This is a genomic window from Homoserinimonas aerilata (genome assembly GCF_006716125.1).
Classification (GTDB): Bacteria; Actinomycetota; Actinomycetes; order Actinomycetales; family Microbacteriaceae; genus Homoserinimonas; species Homoserinimonas aerilata.
Window position 1 is genome coordinate 1,577,412 of sequence record NZ_VFOM01000001.1, and the last position, 24,140, is coordinate 1,601,551.

The 24,140-nt window shown below is 66.8% G+C and carries 17 protein-coding genes; 4 read left to right on the forward strand and 13 right to left on the reverse strand.

Annotated elements, in window-relative coordinates; all coding sequences use genetic code 11:
• Window positions 1-11 precede the first annotated feature (11 nt).
• Complete coding sequence (locus tag FB562_RS07495; protein WP_141880533.1) at window positions 12-1,037, forward strand: hypothetical protein; 1,026 nt, start codon at window positions 12-14, stop codon at window positions 1,035-1,037.
• A 24-nt stretch (window positions 1,038-1,061) separates the two neighbouring features.
• Here FB562_RS07495 and FB562_RS07500 read toward each other — a convergent pair whose 3' ends face one another.
• From FB562_RS07500 to FB562_RS07515, 4 genes are all read right to left on the reverse strand, one after another.
• Complete coding sequence (locus FB562_RS07500; RefSeq protein WP_141880534.1) at window positions 1,062-3,281, reverse strand: UvrD-helicase domain-containing protein; 2,220 nt, start codon at window positions 3,279-3,281, stop codon at window positions 1,062-1,064.
• A 109-nt stretch (window positions 3,282-3,390) separates the two neighbouring features.
• Entirely contained in the window at window positions 3,391-4,572 is a 1,182-nt protein-coding gene (locus FB562_RS07505) for a PrsW family intramembrane metalloprotease (protein ID WP_141880535.1), read from the reverse strand.
• A complete protein-coding gene (locus FB562_RS07510; RefSeq protein WP_141880536.1) occupies window positions 4,569-5,369 on the reverse strand; it encodes a hypothetical protein in 801 nt (266 codons plus the stop codon). The genes FB562_RS07505 and FB562_RS07510 overlap by 4 nt, the downstream gene beginning before the upstream one ends.
• Window positions 5,370-5,539: 170 nt before the next feature.
• Window positions 5,540-7,027, reverse strand: a complete 1,488-nt coding sequence (locus tag FB562_RS07515) for an aspartate ammonia-lyase (protein WP_141880537.1) — start codon at window positions 7,025-7,027, stop codon at window positions 5,540-5,542.
• A 422-nt stretch (window positions 7,028-7,449) separates the two neighbouring features.
• On the opposite strand from FB562_RS07515, the gene FB562_RS07520 reads away from it, so the two are divergent.
• Window positions 7,450-8,847 (forward strand): DUF2510 domain-containing protein, encoded by a 1,398-nt coding sequence (locus FB562_RS07520; RefSeq protein ID WP_281284319.1) that lies wholly within the window; start codon window positions 7,450-7,452, stop codon window positions 8,845-8,847.
• Window positions 8,848-9,557: 710 nt separating this feature from the next.
• Here FB562_RS07520 and FB562_RS07525 read toward each other — a convergent pair.
• Together FB562_RS07525 and FB562_RS07530 are read right to left on the reverse strand one after the other, a co-directional pair.
• The gene (locus FB562_RS07525) at window positions 9,558-11,735 is read right to left on the reverse strand and encodes a DEAD/DEAH box helicase (protein ID WP_141880539.1); all 2,178 of its coding nucleotides are present in this window, start codon (window positions 11,733-11,735) and stop codon (window positions 9,558-9,560) included.
• A gap of 275 nt (window positions 11,736-12,010) precedes the next feature.
• Complete coding sequence (locus FB562_RS07530) at window positions 12,011-12,355, reverse strand: DUF6804 family protein (protein WP_141880540.1); 345 nt, start codon at window positions 12,353-12,355, stop codon at window positions 12,011-12,013.
• A 164-nt stretch (window positions 12,356-12,519) separates the two neighbouring features.
• On the opposite strand from FB562_RS07530, the gene FB562_RS07535 reads away from it, so the two are divergent.
• Together FB562_RS07535 and FB562_RS07540 are read left to right on the forward strand one after the other, a co-directional pair.
• Window positions 12,520-13,554, forward strand: a complete 1,035-nt coding sequence (locus tag FB562_RS07535) for a hypothetical protein (protein WP_141880541.1) — start codon at window positions 12,520-12,522, stop codon at window positions 13,552-13,554.
• Between the two features lie 41 nt (window positions 13,555-13,595).
• Complete coding sequence (locus FB562_RS07540) at window positions 13,596-14,948, forward strand: M20/M25/M40 family metallo-hydrolase (protein WP_246081383.1); 1,353 nt, start codon at window positions 13,596-13,598, stop codon at window positions 14,946-14,948.
• Window positions 14,949-14,980: 32 nt separating this feature from the next.
• Here FB562_RS07540 and FB562_RS07545 read toward each other — a convergent pair whose 3' ends face one another.
• The 7 genes from FB562_RS07545 to FB562_RS07575 all read right to left on the reverse strand — a co-directional run bounded on the left by FB562_RS07545 (window position 14,981) and on the right by FB562_RS07575 (window position 24,096).
• Entirely contained in the window at window positions 14,981-15,580 is a 600-nt protein-coding gene (locus FB562_RS07545; protein WP_141880542.1) for a GDSL-type esterase/lipase family protein, read from the reverse strand.
• A gap of 87 nt (window positions 15,581-15,667) precedes the next feature.
• Entirely contained in the window at window positions 15,668-16,555 is an 888-nt protein-coding gene (locus FB562_RS07550; protein ID WP_141880543.1) for a glycerophosphodiester phosphodiesterase, read from the reverse strand.
• Window positions 16,556-16,748: 193 nt separating this feature from the next.
• Window positions 16,749-18,872 (reverse strand): alpha-galactosidase, encoded by a 2,124-nt coding sequence (locus FB562_RS07555; protein ID WP_141880544.1) that lies wholly within the window; start codon window positions 18,870-18,872, stop codon window positions 16,749-16,751.
• An 8-nt stretch (window positions 18,873-18,880) separates the two neighbouring features.
• Entirely contained in the window at window positions 18,881-20,203 is a 1,323-nt protein-coding gene (locus tag FB562_RS07560; RefSeq protein WP_141880545.1) for an ABC transporter substrate-binding protein, read from the reverse strand.
• Window positions 20,204-20,276: 73 nt separating this feature from the next.
• Entirely contained in the window at window positions 20,277-21,101 is an 825-nt protein-coding gene (locus FB562_RS07565) for a carbohydrate ABC transporter permease (protein WP_141881138.1), read from the reverse strand.
• A gap of 56 nt (window positions 21,102-21,157) precedes the next feature.
• Window positions 21,158-22,081 (reverse strand): carbohydrate ABC transporter permease, encoded by a 924-nt coding sequence (locus FB562_RS07570; RefSeq protein ID WP_141880546.1) that lies wholly within the window; start codon window positions 22,079-22,081, stop codon window positions 21,158-21,160.
• Window positions 22,078-24,096, reverse strand: coding sequence for a beta-galactosidase (locus FB562_RS07575; protein ID WP_141880547.1), 2,019 nt, complete (start codon window positions 24,094-24,096; stop codon window positions 22,078-22,080). Before FB562_RS07575 ends, FB562_RS07570 begins: the two co-directional genes overlap by 4 nt.
• Window positions 24,097-24,140 lie beyond the last annotated feature (44 nt).

The following is a 24,140-nucleotide window of genomic DNA, read 5'->3' on the forward strand; positions in this document are numbered from 1 at the left end:
AGAATGGTGCCGTGACGCCCTCCATCGACTACTCCGCCCTCTTCGTCCCTGTCACTCGGGAGGAGGTCACGGCGTTTCGTCGCGACGCCCGGCAGCGCGGCGGCTCGGCGAGCGCCAACACGGCGCGTGTGGCCGGCTACGTCTTCATCGGCGTGTTCATCGCTGTCTGGGCGGTCATCATGTATTCGATGATCGGCTCGGCCGGTCAGGCCGCGATTCCCATGTTCGTGGTTGTGGCGATCTTCGGCGTCATCGTCGGCGCTGTCTGGTTCCTCGGCCGCGGCCGCCACTGGGAGAGGACGATGCGGCGCACCCGCTTCGCTGCCGCCAACGGGCTCGTCTATGTCGCCGCATCCGCTGCCCCCTCCTATCCGGGCGTCATCTTCGGAATCGGATCGTCCCGGCAGGCGACGGGCGGCTACAGGCGAGCGGATGCCTCGGGGCTCGACATCAGCGGGTACCGCTACACGACCGGCTCCGACAAGAACAAGACGACGCACAACTGGGGTTACGTCGCGCTGCGCCTGCCGCGCAAGCTGCCCCACATGCTCCTCGACGCTCGCAGCAACAACGGCATCTTTGGGGCATCCAATCTGCCGATCTCCTTCTCACGCAACCAGGTGCTCTCGCTCGAGGGCGACTTCGACAGGTACTTCACGCTGTACTGCCCCGCCGAATATGAGCGGGACGCCCTCTACGTGTTCACCCCGGACCTCATGGCGCGGCTCATCGATGAGAGCGCCGCGTTCGATGTGGAGATCATCGACGACTGGATGTTCCTGTACGCGCACGGGGGAATCGACATCGACGACCCCGCCATCATGCAGCGCGTGTTCACGATCCTCGACACCGTCGGGGAGAAGGCGCAGCGGCAGACCCGCCGCTACGCGGACGAGCGCATCGGCGACCCCGGCGTCGACTATGTGGCGCCGCGCGGCCAGCGGCTGCGCCGCACCCCGCTCTGGCTGGGCGTGGGCGGGGTCGTCGTCGTCGCCTGGGTGGCCTTCACGATCATCACGCAGTTCGTGCTGCGCTGACCCGACGCTCGCGCCGGAGCCGGTCTAGGCGGGGGCCGGCGGCAGCTCACCCACGAGCGTGAGGCGCTGCGTCGCCCGCGTCATGGCCACATACAGGGCACTCGCGCCGCGCGGCTCCCCTGCGACGATTCCGGTCGGGTCGACGATGATGACGGAGTCGAATTCGAGACCCTTCGACTCCTGGGCGGTGAGCACGACGACGGCCGACAGCAGGCTGTCCTCCCCGTAGGCCACGTCACCGCCGAACTCCTGCCGCAGCTGGTCGTGCACCTGCCGCAGCGAGTCGGGGCGCACGATGACGGCGATGGTTCCCGCAGCATCCGCCTCCCGTGCCTCGGCGACTGCGGCCACGACGTCGTCGACGACGGTGACGGGCCACTCGCTGGCTCGCACCGACGATGACGGCGTCACCGGCAGGCCGTGCGCGAGGGCGAACTCCTGGGCCGCATCCGCGATCTGGCTGGGGGTGCGGTAGTTGACGGTGAGTTCCTCGAGTCGCCAGCGATCGGTCTCCGGCGAGCGCCCCAGAAGCGGCCGCAGGGCACGCTTCCAGCTGGGGGCTGCGGATGCGGCGCTCGCCTGGGCGATGTCGCCGACGATCGTGAAGGAGCGCAGGGGCCCGCGGCGCAGCAGCACGCGCCACTGCATGGGCGAGAGCTCCTGGGCCTCATCTACGACGATGTGACCGTAGCTCCAGCTGCGGTCGGCGGCGGCGCGTTCTGCCGTGGAGCGGCTCGCGCCGGTCTCGGCGAAGTTCGAGGCGAGCGTCTTCGCGTCGACGATGCCGCCGACCTGCATGTTCTCGATGGCCGCCTCGGCATTCTCGATGTCGCGCTTGCGCTGCGCCTTGTCCTCGCGTTGGCGGGCCGCGTCGACGTCGTCGTATTCGCCAAGGTGCTCTGCGGCCTCGTCGAGCAGGGGCACGTCATCGACGGTGAAGGGGGCGCTGCGCTCGCGGAACAGCAGCGCACGCTGCTCCGGAGACCAGCCGGGCGTGAGCTCGGCCAGCCACTGCCGCCTCGCGTAGAGATCCTGCACCAGCTTCTGCGGCGTCAACGGCAGCCAGGCCGTGTTGAGCGCCACCCGCACGTCGTACGCCGTGCGCAGATCCTCGCGCAGCATGGGGTGGTCACTGTCGTCGATCGAGTTGCCCTGGTCGCGCAGCTGCTCTGCCCATTGCCGGGTGAGCTGCGAGAGCGCGTTCTTGACGAAGACGACGCGGGCCTCGTTGTACGGTTTGCGGGAGTCGCGGGCCTTCTGGATGGCGCTTGCGATCGTCGCAGGGTCGAGCACGAGGGTGTCGCCGTTCACGTTCATCGGCTGCGGTTCTGCGGGAACCCGTTGCCGGGAGCGCACCGCCCGGGCCACGAGATCGGCCATCGAGGCTCGGCCCTTGATCTCGGCGACGGCAGGTGCATCGTGGGCTGTCGCCTCCTCATCGGGGAACAGCTGCCCGAGACTGGCCAGCACGACGCCGGTCTCGCCGAGCGACGGAAGCACGGCCTCGATGTAGTGCAGGAAGGAGCGCGACGGGCCGACGATGAGCACACCGGAGTTGCGCAGCCTGTCCCTGTGCGAATAGAGCAGATAGGCCGCTCGGTGCAGCGCCACGGCCGTCTTGCCTGTTCCGGGGCCTCCCTGCACGACCAGAACACCGGCCAGGGGCGAGCGGATGATGCGGTCCTGTTCCGCCTGGATGGTCGCGACGATGTCGGCCATGCGACCGGTGCGCTGCGCCCTCAGCGCCGCGAGCAGCGCGCCCTCACCCTGATGCTCCGAACCGTCGGTGAGGAGCGTCTCGTCGAAGATCTCGTCCTCGATGCGTACGACATCGCGACCCTTGGAGATGATGTGGCGGCGCGCGCGGGCGCCCATGGGGGTGGCCGCTGTCGCCTGGTAGAAGGCGCTCGCCTGCGGCACCCGCCAGTCGAGCAGCACGGGCCGCTGCTCCTCGTCGCGCAGGCCGATCCGGCCGATGTAGCGGTGCGGTGCGTCATCGTCGGGCGCCCCGTCGAGCTCGAGCCGGCCGAAGGCGAGCCGCTCCGTGACGTCGCGCAGCTGCGCTATGCGGTCCTCGTAGAGCCGGGCGAAGGTGTCTCGCTCGGTGCGGCTCTGATGCGTGCCGCCCACACTCTGGCGGCGCACGGCGGCGAGTTGTTCCTCCGCCTCCGCACGCAGTTCGTCGAGTCGCGCATAGAGCGCGGCGACGTACCGCTGCTCATGCTCCAGTCCGTTGTCGATCACCCAGGTAGCCCCTTTAAATCCGGCCTTCAATCCTACGCGATCCCGGATGCCGTCGCCCGCCGCATCCTGTGGGGTCCGGTACCACCGGGGAAGGTCGGGGCCTTCGAGCTCAGCGCGGGCCGATTAGCAGCGAGCGGGCGTCGGCCACCTCGGCGAGCAGTATGCCCTCGTCGTATCTGGCCGCAGCACGGTCACGCCCCAGCACGATGCGGTGCCGGGCGAAGGCGAGCCGCGTCGCCGCGCGAGAGAAGCGCGAGAAGGCCGCACCGACGCCGTGACCGCGCGCCCAGGCGGTGGCCGCCCTTCTGCCGGCGCCCGTGGAGAGCATCCGCACCTCGTCGTCTGTGAACCAGCCGACCGCGGCGTACTCCTGCAGGTGTCGGAGGGTGATGATGCGTTCCTGCCTGCGCAGGAAGAAGACGATGGCGAAGCCGATCGCGAACAGCGGCACCTGCACAAGGAAGTAGTAGCCGTAGAAGTCGGCGATGAACAGCGCCGAGCCGTTCCAGAAGGCGTGCAACAGCACCGCCGGAAGCAGCCCGAGCAGGAACCAGCCCACGATCCCCCACGCCGACGCCCTGCGGGAAGCCCACCCGATGACGAGGCCCGTGCAGGCCGTGAACATGACGTGCGCGAACGGCGACATGAGTCCCCGCATCACGAAGATCTCCCCCACATCGCCCGGAACCTGGGCGTCACCGATCGCGAGGCCGAAGTACTGGATGTTCTCGATGAATGCGAAGCCGACGGCGATCATCGCCCCATAGACGACCCCATCGACGGGGCCGTCGAACTGTCGGCGCACCACCCAGAACAGCAGCAGCAGGCCGAGCCCCTTGCCGAACTCCTCCACGAGCGGCGCCTGCACGACGAGCCCGAACAGCAGCGACGGGAACCCATCGTCGATCCCCATGACGGCGCCCACGATGTGCGCCCCCACGTCGAAGAGCAGCGCGATCGCGATCGACGCGGCCGCCCCCCACAGGAACGCGAAGACCAGCGCGCCGGGCGGCTCCGGCTCCCAGCGGTCTATCCAGCGGATGCCCAGAAGCACGATCGCGAGAGGAACCATCGCCATGACACTGGCCGAGACGAGCGCCACCGGCCCCAGCAGCGACAGCAGATACACGAGCAGAACCAGAAGCAGAAGCGACAGGATGGCGTAACCCACGATCGCCAGAACGAACACCAGATGGTCGCCCCGCGGTCTGCCCGCGACGACCGGCTCAGCGGATTCGGCGACCGGGTTCGGGTTGAGCGCCGGCGCAGCCCCGCCGGGCCGTGCCGTCACAGCTGCTGCTCGCGCAGGATCTGCAGGGCCCTGTTCACACGGTCACTCAGCCCCGCGACGCCCCTGTTCGTGCGCCGCTCCAACTCATCGAGCGACTGCACGAGCTGCTCACGCTGGCGACCGTTCAGCATCGCCCACTCGGCGCGCGCACGCAGCGACAGTCGCGCACTCCGCGCCGCCATCAGGATGCTCGCCGCCGGCGGCACAACCGAGACCACCAGAATCGCCGGCCACCCTGTGGGCAGCGGGCCCACCAGCACCGCCACCCAGACCGCGGCGAACGCCAACACGGCCAGCCCGACCGGGATCAGCCGCAGCATCCGGGCGATGCGCTCATGACGCACCGCCTCACGACGATCGATCACCTCGAGCTCGGCCCGCCAGCCCTCGACATCCACCCTGCTGACCTTGCGCGACTTCGAATCGCTGACGCGCAGCCGCAACACCCCGTAGCTGAGCACATCGCGCGTGAGCAGGCGCACCAGAATGACGACGGCGATCGTGGACACGATGGCCGTCACGGCGAGACTCAGCAGCAGGCCCGCCGTCAGCTGCCAGCCGGTGTCGATCACGAGGGCGGCACTGAGCGCGATGGCGAAGGCGAGCGCCACGGCGAGGAGCGCCGCCAGCGGCAACACCCAGAAGATCTCGTGCACGCGACGGCGGGCCAGCTGCCCCCGGCCGGTGCGGGCGGAGCGCAGATCGAACCACGCGGTGCCGATGTCTGCGATCTGGAAGATCAGCGCGCCCAGCCACAGCACCAGCAGCCACAGTGCGGCATCCCACCAAATGTTCACGTCGCACAAGGTACCCGCCCCCGTGCCCCAAGTCGAGCCGGGCGCACCGGATGACACGGAATCCGTACCGCTGCGAGTGTTGCCCCGAGCAGCCATAGGGCGAGCAGTCACGGCGCCAGTACTGACAAGGAACGGGCGGAGAGGCTCCTGTGCCCCTCCGCCCGCCGCCGTCACCGCTGTTCGGCTGCCGCCGCGTCGAGATCGTCCTGCGTGATCACATCGATCACGCCCGTCGCGGGCACGAGGCCGCTGAGACGCTCCGGCCGCAGCACGCGCCGCACCTCCTCCTCCGTCATGTAGCCGTTCTCGATGACGAGATCGGCGATCGACGCATTCGTGGTGAGCGCCGTGTGGGCGAGGGTCGCGGATGCCGCATAGCCGATGTAGGGAGTCAGCGCCGTGACGACACTCACCGAGGTCTCCACCTGCGCTGCGAGCCGCTGCACATTCGGGGTGATGCCGTCGATGCAGTTCACCCTGAGCGTGCGGCATCCGTTCGTCAGCCAGGCGAGGGACTGCAGGATGCTGTGGGCGATGACCGGCTCGAAGGCGTTGAGCTGCAACTGGCCGGCCTCCGCGGCGGCCGTCACCGTGGCATCCGCCCCGATGATGCTGTACGCGATCTGGTTGACGACCTCGGGGATGACAGGGTTGACCTTGCCCGGCATGATCGAGGAACCCGCCTGCTTCGCCGGCAGGTTGATCTCGCCGAAGCCAGCCTGCGGGCCCGAGCTGAGCAGGCGAAGGTCGTTGCAGATCTTGGAGAGCTTGACCGCGGCACGCTTGAGGTTGCTGCTCACCGTCATGAACACGCCCACGTCGCTTGTGGCCTCGATGAGGTCCTTCGCGGTGACGGTGTCGATGCCCGTGATCTCGGCCAGGTGACGGCAGACCGCCTCCGCGTAGCGCGGATCGGTCGTGATGCCCGTTCCGATGGCCGTGGCACCCATGTTGATCTCACTGAGCAGCGGGATGGTCTCGCGCAGGCGGTCGTGGTCCTCGACGAGGGTGTGCGAGAAGCCGTTGAACTCCTGACCGAGCGTCATGGGCACGGCATCCTGCAGCTGGGTGCGGCCGACCTTGAGGATGCCGGCGAACTCATGACCCTTGCGGGCGAAGCTCTGCGCCAGAAGTGCGTGCTCCTCGAGCAGGCGGTTGATGCCGAACACGAGCGAGAGCTTCACGGCCGTCGGGTAGACGTCGTTGGTGCTCTGGCTGCGGTTCACGTCATCGATCGGATGCATGAACTGGTACTCGCCACGACGGTGCCCCATGATCTCGAGGGCGCGATTGGCGATCACCTCGTTCGTGTTCATATTGGTCGAGGTGCCGGCGCCGCCCTGGATGACCCCGACGATGAACTGATCGTGCAGCTCCCCGGCGATGATCTCCTCACACACCCGCTCGATCACATCCGCCTTGGCTGCGTCGAGCACGCCGATCTCCCGGTTGGCGCGTGCCGCGGCCTGCTTCACCCGCGCGAGAGCCCTGACCAGGTCGGGATAGACCGAGATGGGCCTGCGCGTGATCGGGAAGTTCTCGAGTGCACGAGCGGTGTGGATGCCCCAATAGGCGTCCTCGGGCACCTGCATCGTGCCGAGGGAGTCGCTGTCAGGCCGCGTGGGCCCTCCCCCAATTGTGGTGACAGGTACCGTCATTGCGGGCTTCTCAGGAACTTCAGTGCTGTTCACGGGTAGTGACTCCATCGTCTGATCTGGTGGTGGCGGATCTGCCTCCAACAGCCTAACAAGCCCCGCAATTTCGGGAGTTCGGGCACATATTCGCCGTCGCGACGCATCCGCCAGATCTCGACTCGAAGCCGCCCGGAGAGCGCCTCGCCCCCCTCTCACCCCCGGGAGTGATTCACGGGGTGAACAAAAACAACCATGTCGCTGCGCCACCTGATGCCGCTACTATTCTCGAAGACGCAAATCTAGTCTTTCTCATTCCCGTGAAGGGAGTGTGAAGTCAGGATGTGCTCATTCAGTTCTACTGGGGGAAGAATGCGTGCACATGGCCGATATCGGTCGTGCGCACAGAGGAGAGGGTTAGCGCCTTGCTAGAGGATGAAACCGTGACAGTGCCCGCTGGGTGGTACCCGGACCCTATGGGTCTGCCCCAGCTGCGCTGGTGGGACAATCATTCGTGGACCGAGTTCACCTCGGCCGCGCGCACTCCGCTCATCATGCAGGACCAGCCGCCGCTGGCCTACGCAGACGACGACCTGCCGTCCCGTCGCTCCCAGAGGGAGCAGCGCGACCGCGAGGAGCAGTACGTGCGCCTCGCCACGGAGGGCGCCGCCGAGCAGCCGCCGATGTCGAAGGCGGAGCTCATCTCCACGCTTCGCCAGCTCGAGCCGCCGAAGCCGCAGCACATCGAGCGCAACCAGCCGTCGCCGTTCGGCTCGCAGGACGAGCAGGACCGCATGGCCCGCGAGCAGGCACAGGCCGCTCAGCAGGCAGCAGCCCAGGAGCACTTCGCCCGTGAGCAGGCTGCCCAGCAGCAGCGGGAGGCGCAGTTCCGCGCCCAGCAGCAGGCAGCAGCGCAGGCTCGTGCCGCCCAGCAGGCAGCAGAAGAGCAGGCACGCGCCGCGCAGCAGGGATTCGGCGCCGCACCCGAAGCCGACCCCTTCGCCGAGTTCATCTCGCCGTCGGCTCCCCAGGAGCCGCGCCCGGCGCGCAGCTCCGTCAACTACTCGGACGGCCCCAGCTTCCCGCAGGCGCCCGCATCCGAGCCCGGCTTCGCCGCAGCAGGACAGAGCGGCTACGGAGGCAACCCCTCGGCGCAGTATGTGCCACAGGATGCCGAATACGGTCGTCGCACCGAGTACGCGCGCCCTCAGCGCCGCATCACCGACCCCTCGCAGCAGATCTACACGCCCGCCGCCTGGGCGATCGCGATCATTCCGCTCGTGCAGATGGTGATCATCCTTCTGGGGGTCTCCTCGGGTGCCGCCGCGATCCCCGTCTGGGTTCCGGCGCTCATCATGGGCCTGCCCTACGTGGCCTCGATCGTGCTCGCCTACTTCGATCACAAGGCGCTCCTGCAGGCAGGCCACCGCGCACCGGCCCACTGGGCCTGGGCGTTCCTGACTCCGCTCGTGTACCTGATCGTCCGCTCGGTGGCCACCAACCGCGAGTTCGGCAAGGGAATGACCCCGGTGCTCATCTGGGCGTCGCTGGCCATCCTCCAGGTGCTCTCGATCGTCGCCGTCCCCGGCATCCTGATCGCCGCAGTGCCTGATGTGTTCAAGGCAGAGGTCGAGCAGTCGATCACCGATGACGCCGCGATCGTCGGAACGGCACTCGACGTGACCTGCCCGAACCCCGCCGTGCAGATCGGCGTACAGTTCACCTGCCTCGGGGTCACCCAGACCGGCAACCAGGTCGAGATCAACGTCAGCCTGCAGCGCGCCAACGGCTGGATCGACTGGCGCGTCGACTCCCAGGTCTGGCAGTCGGGCGCGCTCACCAAGTAGCGCACGCACAGCCCTTCAGAAAGCGGCCGCATCCTCCGGGGTGCGGCCGCTTTCGTATGTGCCGGCGGGATCCGTTCTCGTCGTCTCCAAGCGCTGGACGAGACATGCGCGGGGCGGCAGAGCTGTGGCAGCCCGGGAGCGTCTCATGCACTCTCAGGCATGCATACGGTCTGCTGCGGCGGCTCGGAAGGACTCAAGCCTGCACGCACGCTGGCGGGCCGGTAAGCGCACGCTTGACGGGTCGATGGTGCGCAGTGGCGCGCGGGTGTCGCCCTAGCGGCAGGACTCGCGGTGGATGTCTCCACACCACGAGGCCGCTATGGCGACACCGCACAAACCCCCTGCAGCCCTACCCGGGACACGTTATGTGATCGGGGAGAGTCGGGCCTCGTCCCTGACTGCAGCGAAACACGGTTCCGAGCGGCGGTGCCGTATCGCAGGATTCCACCAGCCGGTATACCCCCGTATCCCAACCGTTTCGGCCTGCAGGCCTCGCCGCCCGGGTTGCCCCGTGTTGCGTGTTTGAAACGATAGACCCTCGCGTCCACCCCTGCATGCCCCCAGTTGGGGGCCCCCCCGAAGGGGGATCGGCATTAAGGGGGACACGGCTGATCTCGAGAAGAAAGGCCGCCAGACAGCCGCCGGAGCATCCAGCGGCCGCCTGACGGCCTTTTGTTGCGCCGACGTACATTCTGCCGCCGGCATGGCTCCTAGTCGCCCAGGGCGTCGCGCAGCAGCGCCACGAGCGCCTCCAACTGCACTTCGGAGGCGTCGACGATATCAGCATCGCTTCCGTCGAGCGCGCGGGCGGCGAGGCCGGCCTTGCTGTCGATGAGTTCCGCGATCTTGGCGTCGATGGTCTGGGCCGCGATGATGCGCCACGCGGTCACCGGTTCGGCCTGGCCGATGCGGTGAACCCGGTCGATCGCCTGGGTCTGCTCCGCAGAGGTCCAGCTCAGCTCGGCGAGCACCACGTTCGACGCCGCCTGCAGGTTGAGGCCGACGCCCGCGGCGGTCAGCGAGGCGACCACGACGGAGACCTGCGGATCGTTGTTGAAGGCGTCGACCTGCGCCTGACGGAACGCCGCGGTCTGGTCTCCGCGGATCGACACCGTCGTCAGGCCGCGACGTGCGAGGGTCTCCTCCGCGGCATCCATGACATCAATGTGCTTCGCGAAGAACACGACCTTGCCCACCGAGCGGGCCAGCTGAGCCGTGTAGTCGGCGGCTAGCACGGCCTTGGCCTGCCCGATCCTGCGCAGCATCGTGAACACGTTGTCGCCGGACTTGGAGGCCTTCGACTCCTCCAGCTCGGCGCGAGCGACCATGCGCATGAGTTCCTCGCTGTGGCCCTCGCCGATCTCGGCACCCGTGCGGGAGGCCCGCAGCGACAGGTACCGCGACCTGAGGCGCGCCCCCAGCTCGCGTTCGGCGTCGCGGATGCTGCGCCCCAGATCGTCGTCGAGTTCGACAGGAAGATCGGCGATGCGCTTCGACGGCAGATTGGATGCCACGTCGAGCTTCTTGCGCCGCACGATGCCCATGTCGATGACCGTCTGCCTGGCCTCGGCGAAGAAGCCGAAATCGGCGGGTGTGAGGCCGTTCTCCTCGAGGTGCGCCATCAGCTCGGCGGTCGGCTTCTCGCCGTCGATCCAGCCGAGGAACTGCCAGATCGCCCTGAAGTCCTCGATCGTGTTGATGAGCGGCGTTCCCGTGAGGGCGATCATGAGCGCGCGCGGGCGAAGCGCCCGGATGCTCTCGGCGAGCGCGAGCACATGCTTCGAACGCTGCGACTCGCGGTTCTTGATGAAGTGGGCCTCATCGACGACCATGCCCTTGAAGCCGAGGGTGCGAAGCCAGCCGACGTGGCGGTCGAGAACGTCGTAGTTGACGATGACGACGTCGGCGTAGGCGTCGAGGTCCTCCCCCGAGCCGTGGATGACCGTGGCGGACTTGTTCGGAGTCCAGCGTTCGACCTCACGCGCCCAGTTCATCTTGACGACATTGGGCACAACGACGAGCAGCGGGTAGGAGTTGGTGACGGATGCGGCGAGCAGCGCCTGCGCCGTCTTGCCGAGGCCCGGCTCGTCGGCGAGCAGATAGCTGCGGTGCCCCTCGCGGGCGCTCGCCACGAACTCGGCCTGGTGGTGGAACAGTTCGAGGCCGCCCGGAACGCGCCTGTCGGCATCGCTGGGCTCGGGAAGCCCCATGCTGGCGACATTGCCGCCCGAACCGTACTCGAAGGCACGGAAGAGCGGCTCGAGCAGCTCCCAGTTGGCGAGGCGGTGCGTCGCGGGCTTCGCCGCGACCGGCTGGCTGAAGTCCGGGGCCAGGAAGGGGTTGCTCAGCTGCCGGGAGATGACAGACTTCGGCACGACCTGCTTCTCGGCCACGGGGGCGAGCGTGGGCGCCTCGACCGCGATGATGAGCTCGTCGGGGCTGAGCTCGGCACCCGAGGCCATCAGCATGTCCCTGCGAAGCTTGCGCGCAGCATCCGACACGGGGGCGTCCTCCGCGAGGAGCGCGATCAGCGACGTGTCGCGCGCGGCCGTCTTGGCGAGGATCGTGGCGACCCCGTCGAGCCGCTTGAGCAGCTCGGCGCGCTCGGCGTCGCTGACATCCGGATCGCTCTTGGCGTGGGCACGCTCCTCCCGCATGAGCAGGGCGATGACCTGGAACTTGGTGCGGTTCGACGGCCCCACCTTGCCGCGCTCGGCCGCCCCCTCGATCTCGCGCACAGCACGCGCGAGCACGGGGATCATGCCGGCGTCGTCGCCGGGCCGGCTGCGATGCTTCGAGCCGCGACGGGATGCCGACTTCGCGGCCGTCCTGCTGCGCGACGAAGCGCCGTTGATGGTGTTGCCTTCCGAACGAGCGGAGCGGGCCATGATCCTCCTGAATCAGCACAAGCTGGGGATACCTGCCGGGGGCGTCTCTGCCCGGCTGCGTCACATCCGTGGGAATGCATCCGCGGAACCGACACCACGAACTCGGTGCCTGCCCCTCAGGCGACGACCCCAGACTCAAGCAACGTGCGAACACGGTCGAGACGGTGAACGGAATCGTCAACGCACGGCAAGTTTAGCGCACAATCCCGGATGTTCCCAGAAATTCGATCCGCAGGCCCCGAACCAGCCGGGTGAACTGCGAAATCACCCGCAGCTCACCTCCGGGCCGTGTCGCCCTCCTCGGGCACCTTGATGAACACACCGGCAAGGAGGAACAGCAGGGCCGCAAGATACTGCCCGGCCACCCAGCCCTGCCCGTGCAGCTCGATGATCCACGCGGGGTTCCACAGTACGGCGACGGGCGCGAGCCCCAGGAGCCACCACCACTGCCCCGCCTTCACCGCGAACACCGCCACGATGACCGCGAGGATGCACACGCCGAAACGCACGAACAGGTAGGCGTCGACCTCGAGCAGGGCGAGACCCACGAGAACGACGATGACGCCGAGGATGCCCGGGGCGAGCGCGGGGCGGGTGAAGTCGGGAGTGGGCTTGGCCATGCTCCAAGGCTAGAGCAGCCTCCACGGCTGGATCAGCACGGTTGCGCCGATGATCCAGGCGGCCGACATGCCGACATGCCGACACGGCCAAGATTTGACCCCCGGACGGGGGCGATAGATTAATGAATTCTCAATATCGCTCGCTCGAAAGGCCGACTGCTCCCGTGAAGCCCCTCCCCGATTCAGGCAGCCCCGATCCCGATCCGGTCGATGAGAATGAGGGTTCCGCCGATACGGCGGTCACGACGACACGATGGCTGACCCGCCCGCGCCTGATCGTCGGCATCCTGTGCGCGAGCGCGCTTGTGCTCGCCGTCGGGATCCCGATCACCATCGCGCAGGTGCGCTCGGCATCGATCAGCAGCGCGGCAGCCGACGACGCCGACAGAGTGCGTTCGGCTGCGGCGAGCGCAGAAGCGACGCTGGCGACATTCACTTCCTCCGTGGCGTTGGCCGAGCAGCACGAGAGCGTGTTCGTCACTCCCCTGTCCGTCGTGCTGAACGACAACGGCTCCGATTTCGATGCCGACACCATCGCGCTGTTCACGCAGTCCGCCGAGAGCATGCGGGTTCTTCTCTCCGACGTGCCGTCAGCCTCGGGCCTGTCGAGTGACTATCGGTCGCCGGAACTGTCACAGAAACTCGCGCAACGGTATCTCGCAGTCGACGACGATTTCCGCGAGGTCATGCGATCACAGGCGCAGGATGAGATCGATCGCCTGTCGAAGCAGCCGCGACTGCTCGAGGACTGGATGGATGCATACAACCTCGCCGCGCAGGACCTCGACGCCGTCGTATCCCAGCTCACATCATCCGCCGCCACCGTCAGAGAACAGACCCTGGCGGCAAACGCGCAGGCCTCAGCCGACTCGGTGGCTGCGCTGAACGCGGCCATCGCGGCTGTTCCGCCGCTGGACGCTCTCGCCATCCATGAGCAGAGACTGTTGGCGCTGGGCGACAGCGACACATCCGCCGAGCTGGCAGCGCTGCTCGAGTCGGTGCCGACAAGCCTCAGCGGTTACGCCAGCGCAGCCGCCGAGGTGCGGAACAGCCATCAGGCCGCGATCGCGCCTCCTCCCCCGCCTGCGGCAGGCGGCGGCGGAGGAGGAGGTAGCGGAGGCTGGTGCACATGGACCCGCTTCTATGCCGGTTTCCCCGTCTGGGAGTGGGGCCCCTGCTCGCAGAGGCCCGGTGGCTGACGAACCCAACCTCGAGCCGGAAGCTCCAATAGAGTCGTGGCGTGAGCATTCCAGCGCCCCACCGCGACGACGCGGAGGCCGTGGCCGCCCTGCAGGCCCTCGTCCGCATCCCGACCGTCTCGCGCGTCAACGAGTCTGAGACGGAATGGGAGCAGTTCGAGCTGTTCATCGAGACGCTGCCGGGGCTGTTCCCCCTCGTTCACGAGAACCTGCCCTTCGAGCGCGTGGCAGGGCATTCGCTGCTGTACCGGTGGAAGGGGCGAGGCGATGGGGCGCCAGCCGTTCTCATGGCTCACTACGACGTCGTGCCGGCGGAGGACGAAGGCTGGGAGCATCCGCCGTTCTCGGCCACACTCACGGGAGACGGCGCCGAACAGCTCATGTGGGGTCGCGGCACGCTCGACGACAAGGGCAGCATGGCGGCCATTCTCGAAGCCGTCGAGACACGACTGGCCGAGGGCTTCGTTCCCGAGAACGACGTGCTGCTCAGCTTCGGCCACAACGAGGAGACCGCGGGCGACGGCGCCCGTGCGATCGTCGACCTGCTCGAATCGCGCGGGATACGCCCGGCCCTCGTCAGCGATGAAGGCGGCGCCGTTGTCGAGGGCATATTCCCCGGGGTCGACACCCCGATCGCCGTCATCGGCGTCGCAGAGAAGGGCATCATGACGCTCACCCTGACGGTCGATCAGGATGGCGGACACGCATCCACACCGCCAGCCACGACCGCGACGGTGCGGCTCGCTAAGGCCATCGTCGCACTGAACCGGCGCCCATTCCGTGCAGCGTTCTCGGCCACCAACCTCGAGATGATCCGCACCATCGGCGCGCACGCGCGCCAGCCGCTCCGTTTCGCATTCACCCAGCTGTGGCTGACCAAACCGCTGCTGCTGGGGCTGTTCCGGCGCCTCAGCGATGAGACGGCGGCGATGACCCGCACCACGCAGGCCGTCACCCGCCTGTCGGGCAGCATGGCCGACAACGCGCTGGCCGAACGCGCAGTCGCGACCGTGAACATCCGCATCGCCATCGGGTCGTCCGTCGCCGAGGCGGTCGAGCATGTGCGCGCCGCCGTGGCCGACCCGCTCGTGCGCATCGATGTGCAGTCGCCGTCGGAGCCCTCCCCCGTATCGCCCACCGACGGCCGCGCCTGGCAGCTCATGCGCGACGCCATCGAACACAGCCACCCCGGAACGATCGTCACGCCCTACGTGATGATGGCGGCCAGCGACGCCAGGCACTTCACGCGCATCAGCGACAACGTCTACCGCTTCAGCCCCTTCGAGATGTCGACGGAGGAACGCGGCACCCTGCACGCGAAGAACGAGCGGATGCATGTGGCCACCTACCTGCGCGGCATCGAGTTCTACCGCAGCCTCATCGGGTCGCTGTAGCGGCGCATCCGCTTCGCAGGCGTGTGCTGCGGTTAGTGCGAGCCGAGGGTCTCGCGGCCGATCACCGGGATGGGGCGGCTCATCGGCGGGAGCCCGCGCAGCGCCTCGAGCGCTGGGCGCAGCTCATCGAGCCAGGCGTCGTAACCGGCCTGGTTCAGGTGCAGCCCGTCAGAGCTGAGCTGCGGGTCGAGGCTGCCGTCCGCGAGCGCGAATCGCGGCCACAGATCCAGATACTGGGCGCGCACCGTTGCGCAGAACTGGCGCAGGTGGATGTTGGCGGTCTGGATGTCGGAGGAGAATTCGCGCGTGCGGGGCAGAATCGACTGCAACAGCAGACGGGTGCCGGGCAGTTCGCGCCGTAGCTCCACGAGGGCCGACTCGATGTTGCGGACCATGTGCTCGACCGAGCGCCGCAGGCCCAGATCGTTGGTGCCGATGAGCATGAGGATCTCATGCGGCGCCGCCTGCACGATGTCTCCGATGCTCGCCAGAACATCGTCACTCGTGTAGCCGCTGACGCCGAAGTTCAGAACATCGGCGTCACTGAACCACGCGGCCCAGTCACCGGATGCCGTGAGGCTGTCGCCGACGAAGGCGATCGTCTGCGGGTGGTCAGAATCGGGATTCTCCATGCCTGCTCCTCACTGTGCGGTTCACTCCATCATGCGCCGCATCGCTGGGAGAATGCCATACCCGAGGGCTCGGGGCGGGCCTCGCGCTCAGGTTCCGGGAGCAGATTCGGCGAGCCAGCCGTCGAGCGTGCTCGGCTTGTCCGTGATGATCCCGTCGACGCCGAGGGCGAGCGCCTCGCTCCAGTTGCGCGTCTTGTTGAGCGTGTAGAGCAGCACCCCCAGACCGGCCTTGTGCAGTTCGTCGACGACCTCCGGGCGCGACTCGATCGCATCCGGATTGGTGATCAGGGCGATCGCGCCGAAGTCGCTCACCGTGGCGACGGCGTCGGGCGGCAACTCGCGGCACAGCAGCACTCTCGGTAGCTCGACCGCCTCCTGCAGCGCCATCATCGTCTCCTCCTCGAAGCTCGCGAGGATGATGCGGGATTCCACGCCATGGGCGCGGATGAGCTCGTCGACGATCGTGACTGTTTCGACCGCCCATACCCCCTTGAGTTCGATCATCGCCTTCTTGCGGGAATCGACGAGGAGGTCGAGGAACTCGTCGAGGGTGGGGATGCGGGTGTTGGCGAAATGCGTGTCGTACCAGGTGCCCGCATCGAGCAATTTCAGTTCGGCCAGCGTGAGTTCGGCGACAGCGCCCGCGCCGTCGGTGGTGCGGTCGACCGTGGCGTCGTGCATGAGCACGGGCACGCCATCTGCGCTGAGGCGCACGTCGGTCTCAACAAAAGTCATGGGTCCTGCGAGCGCGCTCTCGAAGGACGGGAGGGTGTTCTCGGGTGCCGTTGCCCGGTCGCCGCGATGGCCGGCGATGAGCGCGGGCTCGCCCGGAGCTCGCAGCGTTCCGAACATGCTCGCCGCATGGCTGCGACTCGCGGCCGGGCCAAGCACGAGAACCAGCACGAGTCCGAGTGTGAGCGAGGCGGCGATCAAACCGCGCTGGAAGCCGTCACTCCCCCATGCCCGAAACGGCATGAACAACACATCGGGGGCATCGGGACCTAAGCCCGTCCGGTGCCGCGTAGTCGCCATAGACCCGCCACTCCTGTTGCAGTCGTCACGGCCCGTGAACACGGGTTGACGCCACTCTAGCGGCAGTCGTTACCTTTTTGTTACATATAGTCGCGTCCCCATTCAGGGGGACAAACCGGGGTTCAGCGAAACAGGGTCACAGCACGCCAGTGCCGACAGCATCCACGCGATACAGCACCGCCTGCCCCGGGAGTAGCAGCCTGCCCGCGATGCCGAGCTCGACCAGCGCCCTACCCGGCAACACGATCGCTGCAGCGGCCGAAGGAGGCATGGCGGCCTCGATCACCCCCAGCGTCAATTGCGCATCCGGGACGCCTCCCGCCGACAGCTCCTGCACCCTGTAGCGCCGATCCGGGTCGAGGCCCGGAAACCGAAGCCGTTCAGGCAGCGCCGAGCGCGCGGCCGCCAGCGAAACATCCGCGAACAGTGCGCTTTTTTGGTCAAGGGAGACAACGCCGTGCAGGATGCGCGACTCGTCAACGGCATCACCGCGAACAACTGTGCCGCTGTGCAAAAGCGGACGCATGCGTTTGACGAAGGAGAGCCAGCCGGCCACCGCGGCGCGCTCCCCCGCATCCGCTCTGCTGAGATCCCATTCGATGCCCGCGCTGCCGAAGAGCGCCGTCGCGAAGCGGAAGGCCAGCGCCGAGGCGCGACCACTCGTGTGCGCGGGAGAGTCGCCGAGGTGACTGCCCAGATACTCGGGTGGCACGAGCACACCCGTGTGGCGCTGGATCAGCTGCCGCTCGAGCGGGTCGTTGCTGTCACTCGTCCAGACCCTGTGCACGCGGCGCAGCACCCCGAGATCAATGCGGGCACCGCCCGAGGCGCACGACTCGATGTCGAGCAGCGGATGCCGCGCGCGCAGCTCGTCGATGAGCCGATACAGAGCAGCGACATGGGCGTGCGAGCCGTCGATGAGCAGGTCACGGTTCATATCCCACTTGATGTAGTTGATCGCGTACTCGCTGACGAGGGCGTCGAGCCTCGAGAGTACGAAGTCGAACGCCTGCGGGTTGGCAAGGTCGATGACCCGTTGATCTCGCCATTCGAGGGCGTCGTGTGAGCCGAGCACCCACTCGGGGTGCTCGCGCGCGACATGCGAGTCGGCGCTGATCATCTCCGGTTCAAACCAGAGCCCGAAGTCCATGCCCGCCGAACGTACCCGCTCCACGAGCAGCGCAAGCCCCTGCGGCCACTTGATCGGGTCGACAAACCAGTCGCCAAGCGCGGTCGTGGCATCGTTGCGGCCCGCAAACCAGCCGTCGTCGAGGACGAAGCGCTCGACCCCCGCCTCGGCTGCCGCATCAACGAGCTCGTCGAGCCTGCCCTGCTCGTGATCGAAGTAGACAGCCTCCCAGGTGTTGAGCACGACAGGCTGGACCCCGCGGATGATGCTCCACGAGCGAATCCACGGATGCAGCCGCCCCGACAGGCCATCCAGGCCTGCATCAGACCACGTGGCCACCGTAAGGGGTGACTCGTACGACTCCGCCGGCTCAAGCCTGATCTCGCCCGGGGCGAGAAGCTCACCCGCGCCCAGAACGGATGCGCCGAGAGACTGACCCTCCGCCCACAGACGCTTGTCGCCGCTCCAGGCCAGATGCACCGCCCACACCTCGCCGTGGCGAAACCCGAATCCTGGTATTCCCGCAACCATGAGCATGGGGTCGTCGTGGCCGGGGCGACCGTGCCGCGTCTCGCGGCTCCAGGCGCCGTGACCCAGCGGATGGCGCTGCGGTCGACGCTCCTGCCCCCACAGACCAGTGAAGTCGAGCAGTTCACTCGCCCTTCCCGGAACGGGCAGGATCGCATCCAATGATGCAAGTTCGAAAGGATGGTGCGAGCGGTTCAGGAGGGTGTGACGAAGCTGCAGCACACCCTCGGGGCTGAGCTCGATGCGGATGACTACCGATAGCCCCACCGCAGCATCCTGCAGCCGCACGTCAACGCCGAGCATGGAGACCTCGTCGACACCGGCCAGACTGAAACGGAGCTCCCTACGGGCCTCGCCCGGATGATGCCCAGCCACTCCCGGCCGCCCCGACCAACCCTCGGCGATCGTGGGGAGGACCGAGAGCCGCAGCGGCGTATCGGTCGAACTCGGCGGAATCGCCGGCACCGCGGCATCCGCCACAGCCTCCAGCTCCTCCGGGGAAAGCTCACCGAGGTCACGACCCCAGTGGACTATGGCAGGAACCTCCGTGCCGCGGGCATCCAACAACAGGCCGGTGCCCGCGGCACGAAGGTTCACAATCACTTCTGTATCTACTCCTTGACAGGGATCGACTGCGCCTTCAGCGCTTCGATCGTGGACTTCTGCGCCGACTCGAGCGCGCCGAGCAGGGTGCCCGAGCCACTGACAGCAGCCTTGAATCCGTCAGACGTGTCGTTGTACGTCTGCGTCATCGTGGGGCCCCACGCAAAGTTCGGCGCCACCTGACCAGAAGCCTCGGCGAACACATCGTAGATCGGCTGGCCACCATAGAACTCAACGCCCTCCTTGAGCGCAGGCAGGCTGAGGCCCTCCTTCGTTGCCGGGTACAGGTTCGCAGCCTTGTTCAAGGCGGTGAGCGCCTCATCCGAGGTGTTGAGCCACAGCGCGAACTTCGCAGCCTCGTAGACGTGGTCAGACCCCTTGAAGACCGCGGTCGACGATCCGCCCCAGTTGCCCGCGACCTCGTCGCCGGCCTTCCACTGCGGCTGCGGTGCCACCGACCAGTTGCCTGCCGTGTCGGGCGCGCCACTCGCGATCGAGTTGGCTCCCCACACCGCCGATACCCACGTCCAGACCTCGCCCGAGTTGTAGGCGTTATCCCACTCGCTCGTCCACGCCGGGTAGCTCGCCACCAGGTCGCGGTCGATGAGATCCTGCCAGTAGTCGGCGACCGTGGTCGACTCAGTACCGGTCAGATCGACCGTCCACTCGTCGCCTGAGGTGCTGAACCAGCTCCCACCGGCCTGCCACACGAAGCCAGCGAACTGGTTGATGTCGACCTGCGAGAAGTTGGTGATATAGCCGCCCAGCGCGCGAACCTTCTCCGCGGCATCCGCGTACTCAGCCCAGGTGGTCGGAATCGGGATCCCATTCGCCTCGAACAGGTCTGAGCGGTAGAACATCGCCATCGGGCCGGCATCCTGCGGCACGCCGTAGGCCGAGCCGTCTTCGCCGAAGCTGACCTGGTTCCAGGTCCAGTCAACGAAGTCGTCCTTGGCGTCGAGCACAAAGTCGCAGGCGCCCAGGTCGACGAGGCCATCCTGAACACGGAAGTTCGGCAGGGCGTCATACTCGATCTGGCCGAGGTCTGGCGCGTTGCCTGCCTTCAGCTGGTTGAAGAAGTTCTGGTAAGTGCCGCCGTTACCGTTGGGGCCCGTCTGCACCTTGACCTGAATGTCGGGGTTCTCCTCATTCCAGATCGAGACCACGTCTTCAATGCCGGGGATCCACGACGTGAAATCGAGGGTGACGGCACCGTCAGCGGGCGCGCACTCGGCAGCATCGCCGGTACCTCCCGAGGTCGTGCCGGAGCATCCCGTGAGGGCGACGGCGGTGAGCAGGACGACGGCGGCCGCTCCATGTTTGATTGCCATTACTGTGTTCCTTTTCTCTCGTGGTGCATTCTCGGATGGTGCTGCGTCAGGTGATGAGCTTTCAGAAAAACGGTCATTTCACCGCTCCCGCGCCGAGCCCGTTACGCCAGAAGCGCTGGAGCAGCAGGAAGGTGATGATGAGCGGGATGATCGACAGGAGTGCGCCGACGAGGACGTAGCCGCGCAGCTCCGGAATCTGGTTGACCTGAGAGTTCCAGGCATAGAGGCCGAGGGTCACCGGGAAGAAGGATTCATCCCTGAGCATGATCAGCGGCAGGAAGAAGTTGTTCCAGATGGCGACGAACTGGAACAGGAACACCGTCACCAGCGCCGGGAACATGAGCTTCAGCGACACCGTCGCGAAAGTGCGCAGCTCGCCTGAGCCGTCGAGTCGCGCAGCCTCGAGCAGTTCATCCGGCACGCTCGCCGCCGCATAGATACGGGTTAGATAGACCCCGAAAGGGCTCACGAGACTCGGCAGAAAGACCGACCAGAAAGTGTTCGTGGCATTGATCTGACTGAAGATGAGGAACAGCGGCAAAGCCAGGGCCGTCGCCGGCACGAGCACCCCTCCGAGCACGACATTGAAGATGAGGTCGCGGCCCGGAAAGCTGTACTTGGCCAGCGCATATCCGCACGCCGCCGCGAGCACGGTCGCGATGAGCGCACCGCCCCCCGCGTAGGCAAGCGAGTTGACGAGCCACTTGATGAAGACGCCGTCACGATATGCGAGCACCCGGCCGATGTTCTCGAACAGCGTGAAATCTGAGAACCAGAGTGGATTCGTGGTAGTGAGCTGCGAGCGGTCCTTGGTGGAGGCGATGAACAGCCACCACAGCGGCACCAAGAAGTACAGGGTGAACACACCCATGATGAGCATGGCGCCGATTCGCGACATGATCGGCTCGCGAGGCGCCCTCGCGCGCTGTCGGGCCCTGCCCGCTGACACCGTGGTCACGAGGTGAACGCCTTCCGCTGGGTGAGTCTGAGGAACCCGAACGACAGGGCGAAGGTCGCCAGCGCCAACACGACGGACATGGCGGCCGCGAGGTTGAAGTTCGGGATGGCCGAAGTCGAATACACGGCCAGGTTCGGGGTGAAAGCACTCGTCACGGCCGAGCTGAACGTGCGGAACACCTGCGGCTCTGCCAGCAACTGCAGCGTGCCGATGATCGAGAAGATGGCGGTGAGAATGATCGCCGGCATCACGAGCGGGATCTTGATCGACCATGCGATCCGCACCTGGCCAGCACCGTCAAGCTTGGCCGCCTCATGCAACTCGGTCGGAATCGCCAGCAACGACGAGTAGATGATGAGCATGTTGTAGCCCACATAGACCCAGGTGACCACATTCGCCATCGCCCACAGCACAAGATCGGCGGAAAGGAAATCGACCGACTTCGTCACAGCGCTGAACGGCGACAGGTTCGGCGAATACAGGAAGCCCCACATGATGGCCGCGATGACGCCGGGCACCGCATACGGCACGAAGAACGCAAGCCGGAAGAACCGTCTGCCCTTCACGAGCGGAGAATCGAGCAGAAGCGCGAACAGAAGCGCCAGACCCAGCATGACCGGCACCTGCACGACACCGAACAGCAGCACCCGCCCGATCGACGTCAGGAATGCCTCATTCTGGAACACCGCCACATACTGGGAGAGGCCCCCGAAGACCTCACGTGCCGCACCGAATGTGCCCTCACGCTCGATGACCAACAGCGACTGGTAGATCGCGTAGCCGATCGGCACCAGGTAGAAGAGAGCGAACAGGATGCCGAACGGAAGCACGAACACGGCGATGGCTCCCGCATGCTGCCGGCGCCGCCCGCTGTTCGTGCGCTTCGGGCGCAGCTCCTGCGTCTCTACGACCGCTGTCATGATGCGCTCTCCTGCCTGACGACGCGCACGGCGCCTGCCGGAACGGTGACGGAGCCCACAGCATCCGCACCAGTGATGAGTTCTCGCCCCGAGACCTGGACCTCAATGGCGGAATGTGAGTGGTTGATGACGAAGGCGTAACTGCGGCCCTCGGCGACACGACGCACGACCTCGACGTCGTGGCCCGCGGCATCCGAGAACGGCACGACTCCCGCCTCGGAGGCGACTCGCCCGAAGAGCTCGCGGAGCGCATCCGCCTCAAGGACTGTTGCGAGATACCAGGCGACGCCGGCACCGTGCTCATTGCGAGTGAAAGCAGGGATGCCCGCAAGAGCACCCTCAGAGAAGCGCGAGACGACGGATGCCGTCGTGGTCGAGAGGCGCTCACCCCAGAGGCGCGCGCTCTCACCCGAGTCGAGGGTGACACGAACCTCGGGCGGCAGCGGCACGAACTCCTCGACGCGCACGCCGAGCGCATCACGGAAAGCGCCCGGATACCCACCGAGGCGCACCCTGTCGTCTTCGTCGGCGATACCGCTGAAGAAGGTCACAAGGGCATGCCCGCCCTGCGCGATGTGCTCATTGACGACAGTCGCCTGGGCGTCGCTCACCATGTACAGGGCAGGAACGACGACAAGCCTGTACCCCTCGAGGCTCGCCCCTGGGGCGACGATGTCGACGGTGAGCCCCAGATCACGGAGAGCTCCATAGGAGGCGTGCACCTGCTGCAGATAGTCGACACCCTGCGACGGCCTGCTCTCGCCATCGAAGGCCCACCACGACTCCCAGCTGAAGACGAGCGCCACATCGGCGACAACCCTCGAGCCAGCGACCTCGCCAAGCCGATTCAGGATAGACCCCAGCTCGACGACCTCGCGCCACACCGCCGAATCCGTTCCAGCATGCGGCAACATCGCCGAATGGAATTTCTCGGATCCCTGCACCGAGGCGCGCCACTGGAAGAAACAGATACCGTCGGCGCCGCGTGCGACATGCGACAAGGAATTGCGAGTGAACTCGCCCGGCTCCTTCGCGATGTTGTACGGCTGCCAGTTGACCGCACTCGTCGCGCTCTCCATCAGGAGCCACGGCGCGCCGCCCGAAAGCCCCCGAGTGAGGTCAGCCGCGAACGACAGCTCCGTCACTGGCTCGCCGAGGCGGTGGTCGAGGTAGTGATCGTTGGCGATGACGTCCATCTCGGGCGCCCAGCTCCAGTAGTCGAGGTTACGGATATGCGCCGTGACCATGAAGTTCGTCGTCACAGGCACCGAACTGTGCCTGCGGATGGCCGTGACCTCCCCGCGGTAGTAGTCGAGCAGCTCGTCTGAGCTGAAGCGGTGGAAGTCGATTGTCTGCATCGGGTTGCGGCTCGAGAGAGTCAGCAACGGGGGCAGTATCTCGGCCCAGTCACCATATCGCTGACTCCAGAACGATGTGCCCCACGCCGCGTTGAGCGCATCGATGGTGATGTAGCGACGCTGCAGCCAGGAGCGGAACGCGGCGGCGCTTGCTTCGTCGTAGCAGAGCGCATTGTGGCATCCGAGTTCATTGGAAACATGCCACAGCGCAATCGCCGGATGCGATCCGTATCGTTCTGCGACAGCATCGACGAGGGCGAGCGCGTGCTCGCGGAACACCGGCGAGCTGGGGCACCAGGCCTGGCGACCGCCCGGATAGCGGGTCGTTCCATCGGCCACGACAGGCAGGATCTCCGGATGCGCATGGCTCAGCCAAGGTGGCGCCGACGCGGTGCCGGTGCCGAGATTGATGCGGATGCCTGCCCCGTGGAGCAGCTCAATGACGGTGTCGAGGTCGGCGAAGTCGAACTCACCCGGCCCTCGCTGGAGCTGCGACCATCCGAAGATGTTGACGGCTACCAGATCGACGCCCGCCTGGCGCATGAGCTCGACGTCTTCGCGCCACACCTCGGGGCTCCACTGCTCGGGGTTGTAGTCGCAGCCGAATGCGATGCCCGCGTGGACGAAGGGGGTTTCTCCGCCTGTGGTGGCGTTCATCGATCTCCTGTCAGAACCTCATCGGAGTCGATTGCGACGCCGAT